22 protein-coding genes are annotated in these 21,077 nt (G+C 39.9%); 19 read left to right on the top strand and 3 right to left on the bottom strand.

The window, feature by feature from the left end; translation table 11 throughout:
* Positions 1-34: 34 nt before the first annotated feature.
* From acdA to pyrG, 4 genes are all read left to right on the top strand, one after another.
* On the top strand, positions 35-1,174 hold the full coding sequence (gene acdA, locus QRE67_RS25220) for an acyl-CoA dehydrogenase AcdA (protein ID WP_286122885.1): 1,140 nt from the start codon (positions 35-37) through the stop codon (positions 1,172-1,174).
* Between the two features lie 80 nt (positions 1,175-1,254).
* Complete coding sequence (locus tag QRE67_RS25215; protein WP_286122884.1) at positions 1,255-1,884, top strand: TetR/AcrR family transcriptional regulator; 630 nt, start codon at positions 1,255-1,257, stop codon at positions 1,882-1,884.
* Positions 1,885-2,195: 311 nt separating this feature from the next.
* Positions 2,196-2,705, top strand: coding sequence for a DNA-directed RNA polymerase subunit delta (gene rpoE, locus QRE67_RS25210; RefSeq protein WP_286122883.1), 510 nt, complete (start codon positions 2,196-2,198; stop codon positions 2,703-2,705).
* Positions 2,706-2,961: 256 nt separating this feature from the next.
* Entirely contained in the window at positions 2,962-4,569 is a 1,608-nt protein-coding gene (pyrG, locus tag QRE67_RS25205; protein ID WP_286122882.1) for a CTP synthase, read from the top strand.
* Between the two features lie 38 nt (positions 4,570-4,607).
* On the opposite strand, the gene QRE67_RS25200 is transcribed toward pyrG, so the two are convergent.
* The gene (locus tag QRE67_RS25200) at positions 4,608-5,135 is read right to left on the bottom strand and encodes a DUF2529 domain-containing protein (protein WP_286122881.1); all 528 of its coding nucleotides are present in this window, start codon (positions 5,133-5,135) and stop codon (positions 4,608-4,610) included.
* 203 nt (positions 5,136-5,338) lie between these two features.
* Between QRE67_RS25200 and spo0F the strand changes: the two genes are divergently transcribed.
* From spo0F to QRE67_RS25125, 15 genes are all read left to right on the top strand, one after another.
* Positions 5,339-5,707 carry a sporulation initiation phosphotransferase Spo0F gene (spo0F, locus tag QRE67_RS25195; RefSeq protein WP_286122880.1) on the top strand — a complete coding sequence of 123 codons (369 nt, stop codon included), beginning with the start codon at positions 5,339-5,341 and terminating at the stop codon, positions 5,705-5,707.
* A gap of 210 nt (positions 5,708-5,917) precedes the next feature.
* Positions 5,918-6,775 (top strand): class II fructose-bisphosphate aldolase, encoded by an 858-nt coding sequence (locus tag QRE67_RS25190; protein ID WP_286122879.1) that lies wholly within the window; start codon positions 5,918-5,920, stop codon positions 6,773-6,775.
* A gap of 669 nt (positions 6,776-7,444) precedes the next feature.
* The gene (gene murA / locus QRE67_RS25185) at positions 7,445-8,734 is read left to right on the top strand and encodes a UDP-N-acetylglucosamine 1-carboxyvinyltransferase (RefSeq protein WP_286122878.1); all 1,290 of its coding nucleotides are present in this window, start codon (positions 7,445-7,447) and stop codon (positions 8,732-8,734) included.
* Between the two features lie 243 nt (positions 8,735-8,977).
* Positions 8,978-9,943, top strand: a complete 966-nt coding sequence (glpX, locus tag QRE67_RS25180) for a class II fructose-bisphosphatase (RefSeq protein WP_286122877.1) — start codon at positions 8,978-8,980, stop codon at positions 9,941-9,943.
* A gap of 212 nt (positions 9,944-10,155) precedes the next feature.
* Complete coding sequence (rho, locus tag QRE67_RS25175; RefSeq protein ID WP_286122876.1) at positions 10,156-11,427, top strand: transcription termination factor Rho; 1,272 nt, start codon at positions 10,156-10,158, stop codon at positions 11,425-11,427.
* A 309-nt stretch (positions 11,428-11,736) separates the two neighbouring features.
* Positions 11,737-11,982: a type B 50S ribosomal protein L31 gene (locus QRE67_RS25170; protein WP_286122875.1), complete on the top strand. Its 246-nt coding sequence runs from the start codon at positions 11,737-11,739 to the stop codon at positions 11,980-11,982.
* Between the two features lie 110 nt (positions 11,983-12,092).
* A complete protein-coding gene (locus QRE67_RS25165) occupies positions 12,093-12,677 on the top strand; it encodes a thymidine kinase (protein WP_286122874.1) in 585 nt (194 codons plus the stop codon).
* A gap of 516 nt (positions 12,678-13,193) precedes the next feature.
* Positions 13,194-14,261 carry a peptide chain release factor 1 gene (gene prfA / locus QRE67_RS25160; protein WP_286125377.1) on the top strand — a complete coding sequence of 356 codons (1,068 nt, stop codon included), beginning with the start codon at positions 13,194-13,196 and terminating at the stop codon, positions 14,259-14,261.
* Positions 14,261-15,112 (top strand): peptide chain release factor N(5)-glutamine methyltransferase, encoded by an 852-nt coding sequence (prmC, locus tag QRE67_RS25155; protein WP_286122873.1) that lies wholly within the window; start codon positions 14,261-14,263, stop codon positions 15,110-15,112. The genes prfA and prmC overlap by 1 nt, the downstream gene beginning before the upstream one ends.
* Before the next feature lie 323 nt (positions 15,113-15,435).
* Positions 15,436-16,281, top strand: a complete 846-nt coding sequence (gene spoIIR / locus QRE67_RS25150; RefSeq protein ID WP_286122872.1) for a stage II sporulation protein R — start codon at positions 15,436-15,438, stop codon at positions 16,279-16,281.
* Between the two features lie 50 nt (positions 16,282-16,331).
* On the top strand, positions 16,332-16,790 hold the full coding sequence (locus QRE67_RS25145; RefSeq protein WP_286122870.1) for a GNAT family N-acetyltransferase: 459 nt from the start codon (positions 16,332-16,334) through the stop codon (positions 16,788-16,790).
* Between the two features lie 108 nt (positions 16,791-16,898).
* Complete coding sequence (locus QRE67_RS25140) at positions 16,899-17,942, top strand: L-threonylcarbamoyladenylate synthase (RefSeq protein ID WP_286122869.1); 1,044 nt, start codon at positions 16,899-16,901, stop codon at positions 17,940-17,942.
* A gap of 260 nt (positions 17,943-18,202) precedes the next feature.
* Positions 18,203-18,751 (top strand): manganese efflux pump MntP, encoded by a 549-nt coding sequence (locus QRE67_RS25135; protein ID WP_286122868.1) that lies wholly within the window; start codon positions 18,203-18,205, stop codon positions 18,749-18,751.
* Between the two features lie 39 nt (positions 18,752-18,790).
* Entirely contained in the window at positions 18,791-18,922 is a 132-nt protein-coding gene (locus QRE67_RS25130; RefSeq protein WP_286122867.1) for a hypothetical protein, read from the top strand.
* Between the two features lie 88 nt (positions 18,923-19,010).
* Entirely contained in the window at positions 19,011-19,274 is a 264-nt protein-coding gene (locus QRE67_RS25125) for a DUF3935 domain-containing protein (protein WP_286122866.1), read from the top strand.
* A gap of 417 nt (positions 19,275-19,691) precedes the next feature.
* On the opposite strand, the gene QRE67_RS25120 is transcribed toward QRE67_RS25125, so the two are convergent.
* On the bottom strand, positions 19,692-20,303 hold the full coding sequence (locus QRE67_RS25120; RefSeq protein ID WP_286122865.1) for a flavin reductase family protein: 612 nt from the start codon (positions 20,301-20,303) through the stop codon (positions 19,692-19,694).
* 203 nt (positions 20,304-20,506) lie between these two features.
* Positions 20,507-20,893 (bottom strand): DoxX family protein, encoded by a 387-nt coding sequence (locus tag QRE67_RS25115; protein ID WP_286122864.1) that lies wholly within the window; start codon positions 20,891-20,893, stop codon positions 20,507-20,509.
* Positions 20,894-21,077: the final 184 nt, after the last annotated feature.

Here is a 21,077-nt window from a genome sequence, read left to right as displayed (position 1 = left end):
TGATTACATGAAAAGGATAGAGGAGGAAGAGAACATGCAATTTAGGTTATCGGAAGAACATGAGATGATACGGAAAATGGTTCGGGATTTTGCGAGAAATGAAGTGGCACCGACGGCAGCGGAGCGCGACGAAGCAGAGCGTTTTGACCGTGCATTATTCGATCAAATGGCAGACCTCGGTTTAACAGGGATTCCATGGCCTGAAGAATACGGGGGGATTGGAAGCGATTACTTGGCTTATGTGATTGCAGTTGAAGAATTATCACGTGTTTGTGCTTCTACAGGCGTAACGTTATCTGCCCATACCTCGCTAGCAGGCTGGCCAATTTTTAAATTCGGTACAGAAGAGCAGAAACAAACGTTTTTACGTCCGATGGCGGAAGGGAAAAAAATTGGTGCATATGGTTTAACGGAGCCTAGTTCTGGTTCAGATGCAGGGGGGCTGAGAACGACAGCGAAGCGTGATGGTGACCATTACATTTTAAATGGTTCTAAGATTTTTATTACAAACGGTGGGATTGCTGATATTTACGTTGTCTTCGCATTGACCGATCCGGAATCAAAACAACGCGGCACAAGTGCATTCATTGTAGAAAGCAGTGCACCAGGGTTTTCGGTTGGTAAGAAAGAAAGTAAGCTCGGTATTCGCTCTTCACCAACGACAGAAATTATGTTTGAAGAGTGCCGCATTCCTGTTGCGAATTTACTTGGGGAAGAAGGGCAAGGTTTCAAAATTGCGATGCAGACGTTAGACGGCGGCCGCAATGGTATCGCGGCGCAAGCGGTTGGAATCGCACAAGGAGCTTTAGACGCTTCCGTAGATTATGCGAGGGAGCGGCACCAGTTTGGAAAGCCAATTGCAGCGCAGCAAGGTATCGGTTTTAAACTAGCGGATATGGCGACGAGTGTAGAAGCGGCGCGTCTACTAACGTATCAAGCAGCGTGGCTAGAATCAGAAGGACTTCCGTACGGAAAAGAATCGGCGATGTCGAAGTTATTTGCTGGGGATGCGGCGATGAAAGTAACAACCGAAGCGGTGCAAGTATTTGGTGGTTACGGTTATACGAAAGATTATCCAGTGGAACGTTTTATGCGCGATGCGAAGATTACGCAAATTTATGAAGGGACGCAAGAAATCCAACGTCTTGTAATCTCTCGTATGTTAACGAAATAATCATGAGATATGAGTAAGGAAAAAGCGTAGGTATCTCCTACGCTTTTTCCTTCAAATTGATAGAGAAAGAGGTGAAGGGGATGATTAAGCATAATGTGCATGCGTCTGTAAAAGATGAGAAGTTGGTTGCACTGCGGCGTGAGCAGATGATTAAAGGAGCTGTGCAGCTTTTTAAACAAAAAGGATTCCCGCGCACAACAACGAGGGAAATTGCAAAAGCAGCAGGGTTTAGTATCGGTACGCTCTACGAGTATATTCGAACGAAAGATGATGTTCTCTATTTAGTGTGCGATAGCATTTATGAGCATGTAAAAGAACGGTTAGAAGAAGTTGTATGTACGGAGAAAGGAAGCGTTGATAGTTTAAGGATAGCCATTACAAATTATTTTAAAGTGATGGATGAACTGCAAGAAGAAGTGCTAATTATGTATCAAGAAGTTCGTTTTTTACCAAAAGAATCGCTTCCTTATGTTCTTGAAAAAGAATTTCAAATGGTGAGCATGTTTGAAAATATTTTGGAGCAGTGTGCCCGAAATGGTATATTCACATTAACGAAAAAGGAAATTCAACTGCTTGCCCACAATATTTTTATTCAAGGACAAATGTGGGGATTTAGGCGCTGGGCGCTGCAAAAGCTTTATACGTTAGAGGAATACACAGAGATGCAAATTCGTTACGTATTACATGGAGCTCATATGGTTCTAGAATAAAAAAGAAGAGGTTGACGTAGCTCGCTTAAAATATAAAATAGGATTTGTAGCAATTTCTCATTCATTTGGTGCTTTATATAGAATAAGATTGAAAGAAGTTAGGTAGGGATAAATGGCCTGTAAAATCCCGATTGATTCAACTAATAATCAGTGGGTATGAAGAAAACCACAACTGATCAAAGTTTCACTTTATGATTTCCTATTTTTTTGTAGCATATTTGTTGGAGTTTTGTTTATAATAAATAGTATGGATTTTTTTGACCAGGACTTTATATATAGGATTATATTTTAAGAAAGGAAGTGCCGCATAAGTGAATTTTAAGCAATATTCACCAGAAGAGCTAAAAGAATTGTCCATGATTGAAGTTGTACATAGCTTGTTAGAGGACAAAAGACAAGCAACATCATTTCAGGATTTAGTTCAAGAAATCGCTCAAGTGCTGGGACTGTCTAAAGAGAAAGTTGCTGCGAATATCGCACAATTTTATACAGATTTAAATATCGATGGACGTTTCATTAATTTAGGAGAAAATCGTTGGGGAATGCGCAGCTGGTACCCATATGAGCAAATTGATGAAGAAATTTTACCTCAACCAAAACCTAAGAAGAAGCGTAAGGTTGAAGAAGAGGAAGAAGATCTTGATGACTATGTTGATAGTGATGAAGACGATTTCGAAGAAGAAGATGTAGAAGATTTGGACAAGGTTCTTGATGAAGACGAAGATCTTGATGATCTAGATGAAGACGACGATGATGAAGAATTCGCTGAAGAAGAACTTGAATATGATGAAGAAGAGGAAGAGGGAGAGGACAAACTCTAACCTTGACTTTTTATTATCGTCCATGTAGAATCATTTTTGGGCTCTTTAAAAAAGGACGATAATACTTTTAAAGTGTAAATATAAAAGAAAATTGCTCCCTACTTATTACTTTTTGTGATGAGGGGAGCAATTTTCTTTTTTGTTTTTTGTTTAGAAAACTGAAAGAGTCTAACAATAAGATGGATACAGTGTTATCTACATACGTTGCGCTTTGCAACGGTGATTATATAACAGAAGAGTAGAAGGGAGTACTTTCATGACTAAGTATATTTTTGTAACAGGCGGTGTAGTATCATCCTTAGGAAAAGGGATCACAGCAGCATCTCTTGGAAGACTTTTAAAAAATCGTGGTTTAAACGTAACAATTCAAAAATTTGACCCATACATTAACGTAGATCCAGGGACAATGAGCCCATACCAACACGGTGAGGTATTCGTAACAGATGATGGTGCAGAAACAGACTTAGACCTTGGTCACTATGAGCGTTTCATCGACATTAACTTAAACAAATACAGCAACGTAACAACAGGTAAAATTTACTCTTCTGTTCTTCAAAAAGAGCGTCGTGGTGAATATTTAGGAGGAACAGTTCAAGTTATTCCTCACATTACAAATGAAATTAAAGAACGCGTATATCGTTCTGGCCGTGAAACAAATGCGGATGTTGTTATTACAGAAATTGGCGGAACTGTTGGTGATATCGAGTCCCTACCGTTCTTAGAAGCGATTCGCCAAATTAAGAGCGATATTGGCCGTGACAACGTAATGTACATTCACTGTACATTAATTCCATACTTAAAAGCAGCAGGCGAAATGAAAACAAAACCAACGCAACATAGCGTTAAAGAGCTTCGTAGCTTAGGTATTCAGCCAAACATTATCGTTGTTCGTACAGAATTGCCTGTTTCTCAAGATATGAAAGACAAGCTTGCTTTATTCTGTGACATCGATACAAAAGCGGTTATCGAAGCACGCGATGCAGATACATTATATGCAGTTCCATTATCTCTTCAAGAGCAAAATATGGACCAAATCGTTTGCGATCATTTAAAATTAGACAACCCAGCTGCAGATATGACAGATTGGAGCGCATTAGTTGAAAAAGTACGCAACCTGTCTAAGAAAACAAAAATCGCTCTTGTTGGTAAATATGTAGAGCTACAAGATGCATACATTTCTGTTGTAGAAGCACTTCGCCATGCAGGTTACACATTTGATACAGATGTAGAAGTGAAATGGGTAAATGCTGAGCATGTAACAGCAGAAAATGTGAAAGAAATGGTTGGCGATACAGATGGTATCCTTGTACCAGGTGGCTTCGGCGATCGCGGAGTAGAAGGTAAAATTGCTGCTATCCAATATGCTCGTGAAAACCAGGTTCCATTCTTAGGAATTTGCTTAGGTATGCAACTTGCATCAATTGAATTTGCACGTAACGTATTAGGATTAGAAGGTGCAAACTCTTCTGAAATTGATCCTGAAACACCATATGCAATTATCGATTTATTACCAGAACAAAAAGATGTAGAAGACTTAGGTGGTACACTTCGTCTTGGTCTATACCCATGTAAGCTTACACCAGAAACGAATGCTTACAATGCGTATAGTGAGCCGGTTGTATATGAGCGTCATCGTCATCGTTATGAGTTCAACAACCAATTCCGTCAAGACATGGAAAACGCAGGCTTCCTATTCTCTGGTACAAGCCCAGATGGTCGTTTAGTAGAAATTATCGAGTTAAAAGAACATCCTTGGTTCGTGGCAGCACAGTTCCACCCAGAACTTGTATCTCGTCCAAACCGTCCACAACCGTTGTTCCGTGATTTCGTACAAGCTTCTATTATTAATAAAGAAGGCAAATAAGCAAGGAAAAGGCGTCCAGATTCGGACGCCTTTTTGTTTTATTCATATTCGTTCATAATTTCATCGATTGTAAATTTTAATCCGTGATACGCAAATAGAGCGATTATTAAACTTGGGAAGCCGTAACGGGAGCCTTCATCATCTGGAATTAGTCCTTTTAGCAACTTTGTATCAATATGTACATCTGTAAATTGCTCCAGTGATGCTTCGCCTTCTTGAACTGCTGAAATACCAACAACGGAATGCCCTTCATCTTGCAGCTTTTTCACTAATGAAATGACTTCTTCATCTGTTGAAAAACGACTGATGAGAAGCACACGGTCAGCGGATGTAACGGCTGCTCGTTTTCCATTTTCGAATAAACATTTGGCGTTTTTCATCGGCTCTGCCCCGTATAAAGCTTCAGAAACAACACCCTCCATTTCTTTTGTACCGTGTACATAAATGATACCATCACTAACTAGTGCTTGGGCAAGTAGACGGGCACTATCTTCTATATTCATCTCTTCTTTTTGAGAAATTCTTGTAAAATAGCCACTCAACTGAGTAGAAAAAATTTTTAACATCGCGATGCTCCTTTCTGACGTGTTAGACGGCTTTCATTATAGCTTATTTTTTCAGAAAGGCGAAGCAATGAGACTAGCATAACAAAATAAGAAACGGTAAAATAAGAAAGAACAGGAAGGAATTTGATAATGTGTAGCGAAAATAAACCGAATAAGATATAAGAAGCTTTTAATCTTGTATTTACACAGAAAGGTTGGGGACTATGGAAGGAAAAATTTTAATCGTTGATGACCAATATGGTATTCGTGTGTTATTGCATGAAGTATTCCAAAAAGAAGGTTACCAAACGTTCCAAGCAGCAAATGGATTTCAAGCTTTAGATATCGTGAAAAAGGATAATCCGGATTTAGTCGTTTTAGATATGAAAATTCCAGGTATGGATGGTATAGAGATTTTAAAGCACGTGAAAGAAATTAATAAAGATATTAAAGTTATTTTAATGACAGCTTACGGTGAGCTCGATATGATTCAAGAAGCAAAGGATTTAGGTGCTTTGATGCATTTTGCAAAGCCATTTGATATCGATGAAATTCGAAAAGTAGTGCGAAATTTGATTGCTGTAGAGGCTTAACTATGAACTTTTTATAAAAAATATGGATAAAAGCGTTTACATGGACTGATGAGCAGGTGAATGCGGTTGAGTTTTTTAGTACAAGTTGGTATCCTATGGAGTGTAGAAAAAAGTCCGGTATGTAAATATACATATTTTACCTTATTCTGGTCATACTACCAGCGATAAGAATTTATCGGATACAAAAAACGTTTTTTAGGAGGATTCACCATGCCTTTAGTTTCCATGAAAGAAATGCTAAACACAGCACTAGAAGGAAAATACGCAGTTGGTCAATTCAACATGAACAACTTAGAGTGGACTCAAGCTATCTTAGCTGCTGCAGAAGAAGAAAAATCTCCTGTAATCTTAGGTGTATCTGAGGGTGCAGCTCGTCATATGACTGGATTCAAAACAGTTGTAGCTATGGTTAAAGCTTTAATCGAAGAAATGAACATCACTGTTCCTGTAGCGATTCATCTTGACCATGGTTCTAGCTTTGAAAAATGTAAAGAAGCAATCGATGCAGGTTTCACATCTGTTATGATCGACGCTTCTCACCATCCATTCGAGGAAAACGTAGAAACTACTAAAAAAGTAGTAGAATATGCACACGCTCGTAACGTATCTGTAGAAGCTGAGCTTGGAACAGTTGGCGGACAAGAAGACGACGTAATTGCTGAAGGCGTTATCTACGCTGATCCTGCAGAATGTAAACACCTAGTTGAAGCAACAGGTATCGATTGCCTAGCTCCAGCTTTAGGTTCTGTACACGGCCCTTACAAAGGTGAGCCTAACTTAGGATTCAAAGAAATGGAACAAGTTCGTGACTTCACTGGTGTACCTTTAGTACTTCACGGTGGTACTGGTATCCCGACTGCTGACATCACAAGAGCTATTTCTTTAGGTACTTCAAAAATCAACGTAAACACTGAAAACCAAATTGAGTTTACAAAAGCTGTTCGCGAAGTATTAAACAAAGACCAAGAAGTTTACGATCCTCGTAAATTTATCGGACCTGGCCGCGAAGCAATCAAGCAAACTGTTATGGGTAAAATGCGCGAATTTGGTTCTAACGGTAAAGCGTAAGAATAAAATTCCGTTTTGGAAACCGTCTAGTCTTTTAGACGGTTTCCTTTCGTTGTATAATGAAAGCGTGAACAATTTGTATCATCAGATAAAGTGCTACATTCTTTGTAAGATGTTTAGTGAAACTTTGATCAGTGGGGAGGCTTCATCCCCCACTGATCATTAGCTCTCACCAATCGGGCTTTTACGGGCAGTTATCCCCATCTATCTTCTTTGAATTTCTCAGAATCTTGAAATGGGGGTCTTACTGCTCGTTAATGCGGGATAAATGGAATAATGGAAAATAACGAGCATGGCCTTTTGATAAGTGTTATAACGTATCCGAGGTGATTAATAGGGTGAAACTACCACCGTAAGGAATATTTTATATGATGGTGTGGTGAGTGGGATCACCCAGTGCTTGACGGGCAGTTAGTCCACATCTATCTGCTTCGACCTTTTTATATTTCAAGGTGAGGTCTTACTGCCTGTTAAGTCTGGTATGAAAAATGAAGTAGAAATTTTTAATTTTTTATTGATAGTTTGCTGAACGAATGAAATTCTTATGGGAAGACTTTCTTATGTATTAATAGTCTATTTCTTCATTAGATAGGAAGTGGACTGCTTACATGATAGGTATGTAGGAGGAATAAGAAAGGTAAATACATTCACAAAAGAAGGGAGCTCAACATGGAAAAGTTGCTAATTGAAGGTAGACGACCTTTAAACGGGTCAATTCGCGTGAGCGGTGCAAAAAATAGCGCGGTTGCTCTTATTCCGGCAACCATTTTAGCTGATACCCCAGTAACAATCGGTGGTGTACCTAATATTTCAGATGTAAAGATGTTAGGAGACCTATTGGAGGAAATTGGGGGAGTTGTAAAGTTCCATCAGGAGGAAGAGATGACAGTTGATCCTTCCAAAATGGTTGCTATGCCCCTTCCAAATGGGAAGGTAAAAAAACTTCGTGCTTCTTATTACTTGATGGGTGCTATGCTTGGACGCTTTAAAAAAGCTGTAATTGGGCTTCCCGGTGGATGTCATTTAGGACCGAGACCAATCGATCAGCATATTAAAGGGTTCGAAGCACTAGGTGCACATGTTACAAATGAGCAAGGTGCGATTTATTTACGTGCAGATGAACTGCGAGGAGCACGTATTTATTTAGATGTTGTGAGCGTAGGGGCGACAATTAACATTATGCTTGCAGCTGTACGTGCAAAAGGTAGAACAGTCATTGAAAATGCAGCAAAAGAACCAGAAATTATTGATGTAGCAACATTATTAACAAGCATGGGTGCGCGAATCAAAGGTGCTGGCACAGACGTCATTCGTATTGATGGTGTCGATTCCTTGCACGGCTGTTACCATTCAATTATTCCAGACCGAATCGAAGCGGGTACTTACATGATTTTAGGTGCAGCGTCTGGCGGAGAGGTAACGGTTGATAATGTAATTCCGCAACATTTAGAGTCTGTAACTGCAAAATTGCGAGAAGTTGGTGTACAAGTTGAAACACACGATGATCAAATTACGGTGAATGGTAACCGTCAATTAAAAACAGTGGATGTAAAAACACTTGTGTACCCAGGATTTCCAACAGATTTGCAGCAACCATTCACAACGCTGTTAACAAAAGCGCATGGAACAGGTGTTGTAACGGATACCATTTACGGTGCTCGTTTTAAACATATTGATGAATTACGCCGCATGAATGCTCAAATTAAAGTAGAAGGTCGTTCTGCTATTATGACAGGACCTGTAACTTTGCAAGGGGCAAAGGTAAAAGCGAGCGACTTAAGAGCAGGAGCGGCACTTGTGATAGCGGGGTTAATGGCAGATGGAATTACAGAAGTGACAGGTTTAGAGCACATTGATCGTGGCTATGAGAATATAGTAGACAAGCTTCGAGGTCTCGGTGCCAATATTTGGCGTGAGCAGATGACGAAGCAAGAAATCGAAGAAATGAAAAATGCATAAAGTGAAACTTTTATCAGGGGGGGTTCTTCAACTCCGCTAATAATTAGCCTTCACTAATTGAGTTTTTACGGGCAGTTTATTCCTCACCTAAGGTTGTGTGGGGATTGGTACGGGATAAAGAATGATCGGTGGTGCTTCCGTTAGTGGGGGACGAAGAATCACTGCTGACGGAAGCTTCACTTTATTGAAAGACAGTTCACACAAAACGGCATAAATATAAAGATTCAAAGGAGAGGGATTATCGTGGAAAGAAGTTTATCTATGGAGTTAGTACGTGTAACAGAGGCTGCAGCATTATCATCTGCACGTTGGATGGGACGCGGGAAAAAAGACGAGGCAGATGGAGCGGCAACATCAGCAATGCGTGACGTGTTCGATACAATTCCGATGAAAGGTACAGTTGTAATTGGCGAGGGGGAAATGGATGAAGCGCCAATGCTATACATCGGGGAAAAATTAGGAACAGGATATGGCCCACGTGTCGATGTTGCAGTTGATCCGTTAGAAGGAACGAATATTGTGGCAGCTGGAGGCTGGAATGCACTTGCTGTCATTGCGATAGCGGATCACGGTAATTTGTTACATGCTCCTGACATGTACATGGATAAAATTGCAGTTGGCCCAGAAGCGGTTGGTGCAGTCGACATTCATGCACCTATTATTGATAACTTACGTGCTGTGGCAAAAGCGAAAAATAAAGACATTGAAGATGTTGTTGCGACAGTTTTAAATCGACCACGTCACCAAGCAATTATCGAAGAAATTCGTAAAGCGGGTGCACGTATTAAATTAATTAATGATGGTGATGTAGCTGGAGCGATTAACACAGCGTTTGATCGCACAGGTGTTGATATTTTATTCGGTTCTGGCGGTGCGCCTGAAGGCGTTCTTGCAGCAGTTGCACTAAAATGTTTGGGCGGAGAAATCCAAGGGAGACTTCTTCCGCAAAATGAAGCAGAATTAGCGCGTTGCAAAAAAATGGGAATTGAAGATATAAATCGTGTGCTTCGTATGGAAGATTTAGTAAAAGGTGATGACGCAATCTTTGCAGCAACAGGTGTAACAGATGGAGAATTGTTACGCGGTGTTCAATTCAAAGGTAGCGTTGGTACAACTGAATCTCTCGTTATGCGTGCGAAATCAGGAACAGTGCGCTTTGTTGACGGACGCCACAGCTTAAACAAAAAGCCAAACCTTGTAATTAAATAAAAGTGGAAGTAATCTAAAAGAGCGGAGACAAATTTTCTTGTCTTCGCTTCTTGTATTTGTGTTACAACGTATTGATTAAAACTAGCCAAAAGGGTTACAATAGGGAATATTACTCTACTTGAACTTATTGCCTTTCATTATTATGAATTTGCCTTCCGTAATTTTCCCTTTACCCGTGTGAAAAGAGAATAATATCAAAGTGTGGTGTCTGAATGAATTTGTCAATTGCAGCATTAGAAAACATGAAGTTAAAAGAGTTATATGAGCTTGCGAAAGAGTTTAAGATTTCGTATTACAGCAAATTAACAAAGAAAGAGTTAATTTTTGCTATATTAAAAGCTCGAGCAGAAAAAGAAGGTTTCTTTTTCATGGAAGGTGTACTCGAAATTATTCAATCAGAAGGATTTGGGTTCCTACGTCCAATCAATTATTCTCCAAGTTCTGAAGATATTTATATTTCAGCTTCGCAAATTCGTCGTTTCGATTTGCGTAATGGAGATAAAGTTTCTGGTAAAGTACGTCCTCCAAAAGAAAATGAGCGTTACTTCGGGTTGCTACAGGTAGAAGCCGTGAACGGTGATGACCCAGAATCAGCAAAAGAGCGTGTGCATTTCCCTGCGTTAACCCCGTTATATCCAGATCGTCAAATGAAGTTGGAAACGGAAACGAAGAAATTATCAACACGCATCATGGACTTAATTGCACCAGTTGGATTTGGACAACGTGGTTTAATTGTTGCGCCTCCAAAGGCTGGTAAAACGATACTGTTAAAAGAAATTGCACACAGTGTTACAACGAATCATCCAGAAGCAGAACTTATTGTTCTTCTAATTGATGAGCGTCCAGAGGAAGTAACAGACATTGAACGTTCTGTTAAAGGCGATGTTGTAAGTTCTACTTTCGATGAAGTGCCAGAAAATCATATTAAAGTAGCAGAGCTTGTATTAGAGCGTGCAATGCGTCTTGTAGAACATAAAAAAGACGTTATCATTCTAATGGATAGTATTACCCGTTTAGCACGAGCTTACAACCTTGTTATTCCACCAAGTGGTCGTACGTTATCAGGTGGTATTGATCCGGCTGCTTTCCATCGACCGAAGCGCTTTTTCGGAGCTGCTCGTAACATTGAAGAAGGCGGTAGCTTAACGATTTTAGCGACAGCACTTGTTGATACAGGATCTCGTATGGATGATGTTATTTACGAAGAATTTAAAGGAACAGGAAATATGGAACTTCATTTAGATCGCTCATTAGCTGAGCGCCGTATCTTCCCAGCGATTGATATTCGTCGTTCTGGTACGCGTAAAGAAGATCTATTAATTCCAAAAGAACACTTAGATAAACTATGGGGTATTCGTAAAACGATGCGTGATACACCAGACTTTGTTGAAAGTTTCCTACGTAAACTTCGCCAATCGAAAACAAATGAAGAGTTTTTACAAAACATTGTTGCAGATTCCAAACGATATGTAACAACAAAGTAAAGGTGTAAGATGGGACTCGCTTATTTCATAGTAAGCGAGTTTTTCTATTTCCAGCGGCTAGCTCTTCGTGTCTAAGAACCTCCCGCACTAAAGGCAAAAGGCGCCTTTTGTGCGAGAGAACCTTAGCCAGTCAGAGCTGAACGAGCCGCTTCCACTTTTAATTTGTAAAAGACAAAAACAGGTAGTTGCAAAATGGAGTTAGCCTTGTTATAATTTCATCATATGTGTTTCATCATTATAGTTGTATTTGCAGCTAACGATGAAAAACTCTGTTTCGAAAATGATTCAGGGCGGAAGGAGATGAAAAGAATGAAAGCAGGAATCCATCCAGATTACAAGAAAGTTGTATTCATGGACACAAACACAGGCTTCAAATTCTTAACAGGATCTACTAGAGGTTCTAACGAAACTGTTGAGTGGGAAGATGGAAACACTTATCCATTATTAAAAGTTGAGATCAGTTCTGATTCTCACCCATTCTACACTGGACGTCAGAAGTTTGCTACTGCAGACGGACGTGTTGACCGCTTCAATAAGAAATACGGTCTTAAGTAATAACAAACATAAAACAGGCAAGTGTATCTATTCGCTTGTCTGTTTTTTTTGCGAAAATATAAACCTTTACCTACTTTATGTCAGAGAAAGTAGAAGAAAGGAGAACTTTCATGTACTTAATAAATCAAAACGGTTGGCTTGAAGTGATTTGCGGAAGTATGTTTTCTGGAAAATCAGAAGAGCTCATCCGCCGTGTACGCCGCACACAATTTGCGAAGCAACACGCAATTGTATTTAAACCATGTATTGATAACCGTTATAGTGAAGAGGACGTTGTTTCACATAATGGAATGAAAGTAACAGCAGTTCCTGTTGCGACTTCAAAAGATATGTTTGAGCATGTAACGGAAGATATGGATGTTATCGCAATTGATGAGGTGCAATTTTTTGATGAGGACATTGTGGAAGTGGTGCAAATATTGGCAAATCGTGGCTATCGTGTCATTGTAGCCGGTTTAGACCAAGATTTCCGCGGTCTACCATTTGGACAAGTTCCTCAGTTGATGGCGATTGCTGAACATGTAACAAAGCTGCAAGCAGTTTGTTCCGTATGTGGATCTCCAGCAAGCCGTACGCAACGTTTAATCGATGAAAAACCAGCTTCTTTTGATGATCCAATCATTTTAGTTGGGGCATCAGAGTCATATGAACCGCGCTGTCGTCATTGTCATGCTGTACCTACAAAACAACGATAAATGAAACTCGCTACATAGAGCGGGTTTTTTTCGAAAATAGATAAAGAGTGGTGGGATAGTCGGCTGCGCTTTTAGATGATATCTAGCTCCAGCGGCAAGCTCTTCGCATCTAAGAACCTTCCGCACAAAAGGCAAAAAGCGCCTTGTGTGCGAAAGAACCTTAGCCGGTCAGAGCTGAGCGAGCCGCTTCCGCTTTTAATGATATCCAGCTCCAGCGGCAAGAATGGTCGGTGGCTTCGCTTCTTCCTACGAGGCAAAGAACGCCTCTAAGTCAGAAGCGCCATCCCCCTCCCATTCTGAGCGAGCCGCTTCCGCTTTTAATGATATCCAGCTCCAGCGGCAAGAATGGTCGGTGGCTTCGCTTCTTCCTACGAGGCAAAGAACGCCTCTAAGTCAGAAGCGCCATCCCCCTCCCATTCTGAACGAGCCGCTTCCGCTTTTAAATATAATTTGCGTTTTTTTGATTAAGTGCCATATACTATTTGTATTAGATACTAGGATGTAGAGGTGAATGATGTGTTAGATCGTTTGCAAGCTGTAGAAAATCGTTATGAGAAGTTAAACGAGCTTTTAAGTGATCCAGAGATTATTAGTGACTCGAATAAACTTCGTGAATATTCAAAGGAACAGTCTGATATGCAAGAAACGGTAGAGGTGTACCGTGAGTATAAAGATGTTCGTGAGCAATTACGAGATGCAAAAGCAATGTTGGAAGATAAGTTAGATGCTGACATGCGTGAAATGGTAAAGGAAGAAGTTTCTGAGTTAGAGGGACAAGAGAAGGAATTATCAGAGCGTCTGAAAATTTTACTTGTTCCAAAAGACCCGAACGATGATAAAAACGTTATCGTAGAGGTTCGTGGTGCTGCTGGTGGCGATGAGGCTGCTTTATTTGCTGGTGATTTATACCGTATGTATAGCCGTTATGCTGAGGTGCAAGGTTGGAAAACTGAGATTATCGAAGCGAGCTATACAGAACTAGGTGGATATAAAGAGATTATCTTTATGATTAACGGTAAAGGCGCTTTTGCAAAGTTGAAATTTGAAAATGGTGCACACCGCGTACAACGTGTTCCGGAAACGGAATCTGGTGGACGTATTCATACATCTACTGCAACTGTAGCTGTATTACCGGAAGCAGAAGAAGTAGAAATCGATATTCATGAAAAAGAGGTTCGTGTTGATACGTTTGCTTCTAGTGGTCCTGGTGGACAAAGTGTTAATACAACGATGTCAGCGGTACGTTTAACGCATTTACCGACTGGTGTAGTTGTGTCTTGTCAGGATGAAAAGTCACAAATTAAGAACAAAGAAAAAGCAATGAAAGTATTACGTGCACGTGTTTATGATAAGTTTAGACAAGAAGCGCAAGCTGAGTACGATCAAAACCGTAAACAAGCTGTTGGTACGGGAGACCGTTCAGAGCGTATTCGTACGTATAACTTCCCGCAAAACCGTGTTACAGACCATCGAATCGGTTTAACGATTCAGAAGCTAGATCAAATCCTACAAGGTAAGTTAGATGATTTCATCAATGCCTTAGTGATGGAAGATCAGGCGCAAAAGATGGAGGCAGCTGAGTAATGCGTGTCTATGAAGCCCTGAAATGGGCTTCTTCTTTTTTACAAGAAAATGGGCGAGATGAAAATGCGGGAGAAATTGTCCTTTGTCATGTATTAAAGACGAATCGAACAGGTTTAATGATGAGTATGCGTGAAGAGTTGACAGAAAGACAGGCCGAAACCTTCACAGCATTTATCCACAAGCACGTGGATGGTATCCCAGTTCAGTATTTGCTTGGGTATGAAATGTTTTATGGACGTTCTTTCTTCGTAAATGAAGAAGTATTGATACCAAGACCCGAAACAGAAGAGCTTATATTGGGCGTATTAACGCGAATTCAGAGTAGATTTGGTCAGAAGGAACTGCATGTAGCTGATATTGGAACGGGCAGCGGCGCAATTTCAATTACGCTCGCTCTAGAAAACCAAAATCTGCATGTGTATACAGTAGATATTGCCCAAGAATCGATTGAAGTTGCGAAAGAGAATGCAAAGACGTTAGAGGCGAATGTGACGTTTTATCATGGTGACTTATTATCACCATTTTATGAAACGGGTCAAAAACTAGATGTTGTCGTTTCTAACCCTCCGTACATTCCAGAGGAAGATTGGAGAGGCCTTTCTTCTGTTGTAAAAGAGCACGAACCGAAGCGGGCACTCGTTGGCGGAGAAGATGGACTCGATTTTTATCGTCGTTTTATGAAGGAGTTGCCAACCGTTTTACAAAGTGAGGCAATCGTCGCCTTTGAAGTAGGCGTTGGGCAAGGAGAAGATGTAAAAGAATTATTGCAACAGACATTCCCGCATGCCCATGTGGAAGTTGTATTTGATATTAACGGAAAAGATCGTATGGTGTTTGCTGAAATGGAGTGAGGGTGTAGACCTTTGCTCCATTTTTATATAAATACAAATTAGAAAACCGACATAAAACCCTTCTTTTTAGGTGGGGGAGAGCATCCGGCCATGCATAGAAGCGGTCAGATCTTTTTCCTGCCCAGACATAGTGAAAACAAAGAGAGAAAACGAGTGCAGGTCCCCTTTTGTTATCCATAGCCGCAGCTTATCTGTCGAAAAATCAAAATGGATTTGTATACATATCGAATGAATTGTTACAAAAAAATTATAGATTCGGAATTTAATAGTTTATAAAGAAGAAAACTTGTCTACACTGTTTTACTGAAGGGATGGTGTAGGAGATGAAAAAACAAGCGATTGCCTATTTTCTTTTATTATTAATTGGTGCACAGTTACTCGTGCATTTTGGATATATGAAAGCTGATGCAAAGGGACCTACTGTTATTCCGAAAGAAGCCGTTCGATTACGTATTTTAGCAAATAGCGATACGAAGGAAGATCAAGCGTTAAAACGTAAAGTACGTGATGAAGTGAAAGCGCAAATTGATGGTTGGGTAGCAGATTTAAAATCGTTTGAAGACGCACGTCGTGTCATCCAGAGCCATATCCCGGAAATTGAAAAAACTGTTGCTGATACATTGAAACGAGAAGGAAGTAAGGAATCATTTCAAGTTACGTTTGGAAAAAATGTAAAATTTCCTACAAAAGTATATGGAAACTTTATTTATCCTGCCGGAGAGTATGAAGCTGTACTCATCTCAATCGGAAAAGGAGAGGGCGCAAATTGGTGGTGTGTATTATTCCCGCCGATGTGTTTCCTAGATTTCTCAAGTGGAACAGCTGTAAAAAAAGATGAGCATGTTGTGAAAGCAGAATCGATTGAGGATGAAGAGCAACCAGTGCTAGAGGAACAAGATGAAGAAGAATTGCCGAAACGAAAATCGATAAAAGAAACAACAAAAAAAGAGGTTGTTACAAAAGTTCAAACTGATGTGAAAGAGATAAAAGAGAAGCCTGTACAAGAAGAACCTGTAAAACAGGAAGTAGAGCAGAAAGTAATTGTGGAAAAAGAGGAAAGGTCTGTGGAAAAACAAAAAGAAAAAATAGAAGCGCAAGATGAGCAAGTGGAAGAGCCGCAAGTCAAACTGTTTATCGTAGAAGCAATCTCCTCTTTATTTTCTAAATAAGTTTTATTTTCGTATCCTCTCTCATATATAGAAATGAGGAGGGATACGGTATGAAAAAACTTTATTTTGCTACGAAAGCAGATATAGAACGATTGCATTCTTTTTTCGGACAGGCTAATAAAAAAGATGATAAAATAAATGAGTTATATGAACAATTTATGATATTGGAAGATGGCGGAGAAATGCAAGCGGTGATTGGTTATGAACAAAAGCAAGAAGATGCACTCATTCGTTCTTGTTTGTTCACACCCGCTGTGGATAATAAGATGTTCTTATATTTTTTTGAAATGTTTTTGCAGTATATGAAAGAGAAAAGTATTCAACAATTATATTTACTCACAAATCATCCACAATCTGAGACAATATTTCAGTTTTTCAACTTTACGCCTGTGGAAAAGGAAGAAGTTCCAACGGGGATTCGGCAGTTAGAACATTTTAGTGAAAATATAAAACAGCAGAATGTAATAATACTAAATTGTCAGCTATTCACAAAGTTATCCACAAATTAATCGGGTTTATCCACATTTTGTGGATAAACCTTGTTTGTCTTTTGGATAAATCTCATAGTAAACTACAAATAGACAAGTATTTCAGGGAAGAAAAGGACGTGGAAAAAAATGCATACAAAAATATGGGTTGTGGATAATGTTGTGGAAATAAAAGAAGATTATCCACAGTTGAGAGAAGCAGCAAAATTATTAAGAGAAAATGAAGCAATTGGCTTTCCAACAGAAACTGTATATGGACTAGGGGCCAACGCAATGAATGATGAAGCAATCGCAAAAATTTTTGAGGCAAAAGGTCGACCAAGTGATAATCCACTGATTGTCCACATTGGTGCAAAATCACAATTAACGGATATTGTAAGAGAGATTCCACCAGTTGCGGATGTACTAATGAAGCATTTTTGGCCGGGACCATTGACACTTATTTTACCGAAAAAAGATGGGATTTCAGAGAAGGTTACAGCAGGTTTAGATACGGTTGGCGTCAGAATGCCTGATCATCCTGTGGCACTTGCGCTTATTGAAGAAGCGAATGTACCAGTTGCAGCACCAAGTGCCAATCGTTCTGGACGTCCAAGTCCAACGTTAGCTTCCCATGTATATGAAGATTTGAACGGGAAAATTGCTGGTATTGTTGATGGCGGTGCAACAGGTGTTGGTGTGGAATCGACAGTAATAGATTGTACAAGTGAAGTGCCAACCATCTTACGCCCAGGCGGGATTACAAAGGAACAATTAGAAGAAGTAATTGGACCTGTTTCTTTAGATCCAGCATTAAAAGATGAAACCGAAAAACCGAAAGCACCGGGAATGAAATATACACATTATGCACCGAAAGCACCACTCAGCATTGTGGAAGGATCACGTGCTTTTATTCAGCAACTTGTGGATAACAAAAAAGATGAAGGGTATACAGTCGGTGTATTAACAACAGAAGAATATCAACATGTATATAAAGCGGATGTCGTATTGTCATGTGGCATACGAAATGATTTAGCGAGTGTTGCGACAAAACTATATGATGTGTTGCGCACATTTGATACAAGTAAAGTCGATGTTATTTTTAGTGAGTCGTTCCCAAGTGATGGAATCGGTAATGCGATTATGAATCGCTTAACAAAAGCGGCGGGACATCATGTCATTTTTGAAGATTAAAGCTGAATGTATCTACTCTTTATCCCGCTATTCGCGGGTAGTAATACCCTCACCCCAAAATTCGGCAGGAAGTCAAGAAGTTAGGTGGGGGATAACTGCTCGTAAAAGCCCGATTGGTGAGGGCTAATAATCAGTGGGGGATGAAGAGACTCCCCACTGATTAAAGTTTCACTTTATGACATGCAGTACTCTTTCATAGATTCTATTTTTCCTCGGATGAGCATATTGTGAAGTAGCAAGTCCGAGGAGGGACGAACGAGATGACGGTTGAACAACTATTACCTTTGTTTATTATGGCGTTTGCCCTAGGGCTAGATGCCTTTTCTGTAAGCCTCGGTATGGGCATGGTTGCGTTAAGAATGCGGCAAATTTTGTATATCGGTATTACAATAGGTCTGTTTCACATTGTCATGCCGTTTCTTGGTATGGTACTTGGTCGTTTTTTATCGGAGCAATTGGGTCATATGGCGACCATTGCTGGAGCGATTTTATTAGTTGGATTAGGATTTTATATTATATATTCTTCTATGTTAGAAGGAGAAGAGACGAGGTCTGCACCGGTAGGGGTAAGCTTATTGTTATTTGCATTTAGTGTGAGCATCGATAGCTTTTCAGTCGGATTAAGCCTTGGAATTTACGGAGCGCAAACGATTATAACCATATTGATTTTTGGATTAGTCAGTATGGTACTAGCGTGGAGTGGTTTACTTATTGGCAGGCGTGTAAAGCGTATGCTTGGTATATATGGTGAAGTGCTTGGCGGTATCATTCTTGTTGGTTTTGGACTCATCCTTCTATTTCCAATATAATCTTGCTATCATATAAGAAAGTATAGGAGAGATAGAAGTATGGGGAAATTGTTGGAATGGTACATTTGGTTTGTAACATTTTTTCCAAGGTGGCTACGTTTGCTCATAATTTGGCTTATTATTTTACAAATAGCAGTGCTCGGATGGATGAAGCTCATCCGCGAATGGTAAATGAAAGCCCCTTTCTGTAAAAGGTTCAGTATTTCTACCATCATTCATGATAATAAAAACAACTCTTATAATAGAAGGGGTGTTCTTGGTGACAAGAGTAAAACAACTTTTTGGAATTATCATTAGTTTTTTCGTATTTTGGTTTAGTATGCTCGGTGTACAAATGTTCGCTGAGTTTTTAGATATGGATTCTTTAAAATTTATTCAGGGTAAAACAGAAGCGGCACGTATGTTTTACTCACCGTACCCATTCTTTATCGTATTTATCATTACACTTCTTTCATTATATTTCTTTGTTATAAAACTTGGAAAAGTGAAGAAAGAAACAGTGCCTGCATTGGAAGAGAAGTGAGAAAAGTTATAGACATAAGAAAAGTCCAGCCAATTATTGTGAAGGCTGGACTTTTGGTTTTATTTAGGTAGCGGCAAGAATGATCGGTGGCTTCGCGTCTTCCTGCGAGGCAAAGAGCACCTCTACGTCAGAAGCTCCATCCCCCTTACATTCTGAACGAGCCGCTTCCGCTTTTAGATGTATCCAGCTCCAGCGGCAAGAATGATCGGTGGCTTCGCGTCTTCCTGCGAGGCAAAGAGCGCCTCTACGTCAGAAGCTCCATCCTCCTCCCATTCTGAGCGAACCGCTTCCGCTTTTAGATGTATCCAGCTCCAGCGGCAAGAATGATCGGTGGCTTCGCGTCTTCCTGCGAGGCAAAGAGCGCCTCTACGTCAGAAGCTCCATCCTCCTCCCATTCTGAGCGAACCGCTTCCGCTTTTAGATTGGCCGTACAAGTTCAAATTGCTCACCAAGTTTTGCGTAATTGTGACCTGCTAAGCGGCTTACAGGTTTGAGTCCTTCTGCATGAATGCGACCATTTTCGTATAGATGTTCCGCAACGTGGAAGCGGACAACGCGACCGATTAATAGGTCGCATGCTGGTGAATCTGGTGTTCCACCTAATGGAATCGCGCGTTCTAATACGCATTCCATACGAATATTTGCTTCTTTTACGCCTGGTACTGAGATGACATCACTTTCAATAGGGGTTAGTTTGGCTAATTCAATTTCACTTTGATTGGGAGGGAGGTTTGCAGCAGTTTCGTTAATCGCCCCCACATAGGATTCGTCGGAAATATGTACAACAAATTCACCTTTTTCAATTGCGTTTCGAGAGGTATCTTTTGGCTCTCCTGCTTTTCGTTGTACAGAAACAGAGATGAGAGGTGGATTGGCAGCCACAATATTAAAGTAGCTATATGGTGCTCCGTTTAACACGCCGTCTTTTGTAGTCGAGGTTACGAATGCAACTGGGCGCGGAATAATGCTCCCTGTTAATAACTTGTAATTATCTTTTTCTGTTTGTTCATTAGGATTGATTGACAGCATATTTGTAATCTCCCTTCCTTGGTATGAATACTTCTTTGTTTGTTTACAATATAAAGAAGAGAAACTCCTGCTAAAAAAACATTTTTTTGCCGATTTTTGTAAATCTGTTTAAAAAGAAAAGGAGCGAATTCAAAAGTCTGTCAGGCAGACCTTTGAATTCGCTCCTTTATCGTCTAAGAATATTTTAAAATCGAGCTAATTGATTAAGGTAAAACGTAAGCGCCAGGTCCAGTTAATGCAACACCAACTGCAATAGCAATTAAGATCATGTTATATTCAAATCCGTTTTGTGTTACCCAGTAGCCATTTTTTCCGTGTACAGTAAAGATTGCAACTAGCATTGTACCAACTATAAATAGAGAACCAACCCAAGTGAAAATACCTGCTGCGAATAAGAAACCACCTAATAGCTCAGTTGCACCAGCCATAAATGCCATAAATACGCCAGGGCGTAAGCCGATTGATTCCATCCAGCCGCCTGTTCCTTTAAGGCCGTGGCCACCAAACCAACCAAATAATTTTTGAGTACCATGACCCATGAATGTAATTCCAATAATAAGACGAATAATAAGAAGACCAATGTTCATCATTTATAAAACCTCCAAAAAGTTATTTACTTACCTTATGTAAGCAATATTAAATTAGTTACTTACTTTAGTCAAGTAGTTTTTGTTAAAAGTGTGAAAAAAATATAACAAATGAGTAAGAAAATATAAATATGATGTAAGGACCTCTAGACAAGTTGGAGAAAAAAAGCGAAAATATAAGCAAGAA

Origin of the sequence: Bacillus sp. DX3.1 (assembly GCF_030292155.1) — a bacterium.
Classification (GTDB): Bacteria; Bacillota; Bacilli; order Bacillales; family Bacillaceae_G; genus Bacillus_A.
Note: the sequence above shows the minus strand (reverse complement) of the source record. Positions and strands in the feature narration are given on the sequence as shown.

Excerpts from the sequence above, each read along its gene's own strand:
- acdA (WP_286122885.1), top strand. The coding sequence starts at position 35 with ATGCAATTTAGGTTATCGGAAGAACATGAGATGATACGGAAAATGGTT.
- QRE67_RS25215 (WP_286122884.1), top strand. The coding sequence starts at position 1,255 with ATGATTAAGCATAATGTGCATGCGTCTGTAAAAGATGAGAAGTTGGTT.
- pyrG (WP_286122882.1), top strand. The coding sequence starts at position 2,962 with ATGACTAAGTATATTTTTGTAACAGGCGGTGTAGTATCATCCTTAGGA.
- QRE67_RS25200 (WP_286122881.1), bottom strand. The coding sequence starts at position 5,135 with ATGTTAAAAATTTTTTCTACTCAGTTGAGTGGCTATTTTACAAGAATT.
- spo0F (WP_286122880.1), top strand. The coding sequence starts at position 5,339 with ATGGAAGGAAAAATTTTAATCGTTGATGACCAATATGGTATTCGTGTG.
- QRE67_RS25190 (WP_286122879.1), top strand. The coding sequence starts at position 5,918 with ATGCCTTTAGTTTCCATGAAAGAAATGCTAAACACAGCACTAGAAGGA.
- murA (WP_286122878.1), top strand. The coding sequence starts at position 7,445 with ATGGAAAAGTTGCTAATTGAAGGTAGACGACCTTTAAACGGGTCAATT.
- rho (WP_286122876.1), top strand. The coding sequence starts at position 10,156 with ATGAATTTGTCAATTGCAGCATTAGAAAACATGAAGTTAAAAGAGTTA.
- QRE67_RS25170 (WP_286122875.1), top strand. The coding sequence starts at position 11,737 with ATGAAAGCAGGAATCCATCCAGATTACAAGAAAGTTGTATTCATGGAC.
- QRE67_RS25165 (WP_286122874.1), top strand. The coding sequence starts at position 12,093 with ATGTACTTAATAAATCAAAACGGTTGGCTTGAAGTGATTTGCGGAAGT.
- prmC (WP_286122873.1), top strand. The coding sequence starts at position 14,261 with ATGCGTGTCTATGAAGCCCTGAAATGGGCTTCTTCTTTTTTACAAGAA.
- spoIIR (WP_286122872.1), top strand. The coding sequence starts at position 15,436 with ATGAAAAAACAAGCGATTGCCTATTTTCTTTTATTATTAATTGGTGCA.
- QRE67_RS25145 (WP_286122870.1), top strand. The coding sequence starts at position 16,332 with ATGAAAAAACTTTATTTTGCTACGAAAGCAGATATAGAACGATTGCAT.
- QRE67_RS25140 (WP_286122869.1), top strand. The coding sequence starts at position 16,899 with ATGCATACAAAAATATGGGTTGTGGATAATGTTGTGGAAATAAAAGAA.
- QRE67_RS25135 (WP_286122868.1), top strand. The coding sequence starts at position 18,203 with ATGACGGTTGAACAACTATTACCTTTGTTTATTATGGCGTTTGCCCTA.
- QRE67_RS25130 (WP_286122867.1), top strand. The coding sequence starts at position 18,791 with ATGGGGAAATTGTTGGAATGGTACATTTGGTTTGTAACATTTTTTCCA.
- QRE67_RS25120 (WP_286122865.1), bottom strand. The coding sequence starts at position 20,303 with ATGCTGTCAATCAATCCTAATGAACAAACAGAAAAAGATAATTACAAG.
- QRE67_RS25115 (WP_286122864.1), bottom strand. The coding sequence starts at position 20,893 with ATGATGAACATTGGTCTTCTTATTATTCGTCTTATTATTGGAATTACA.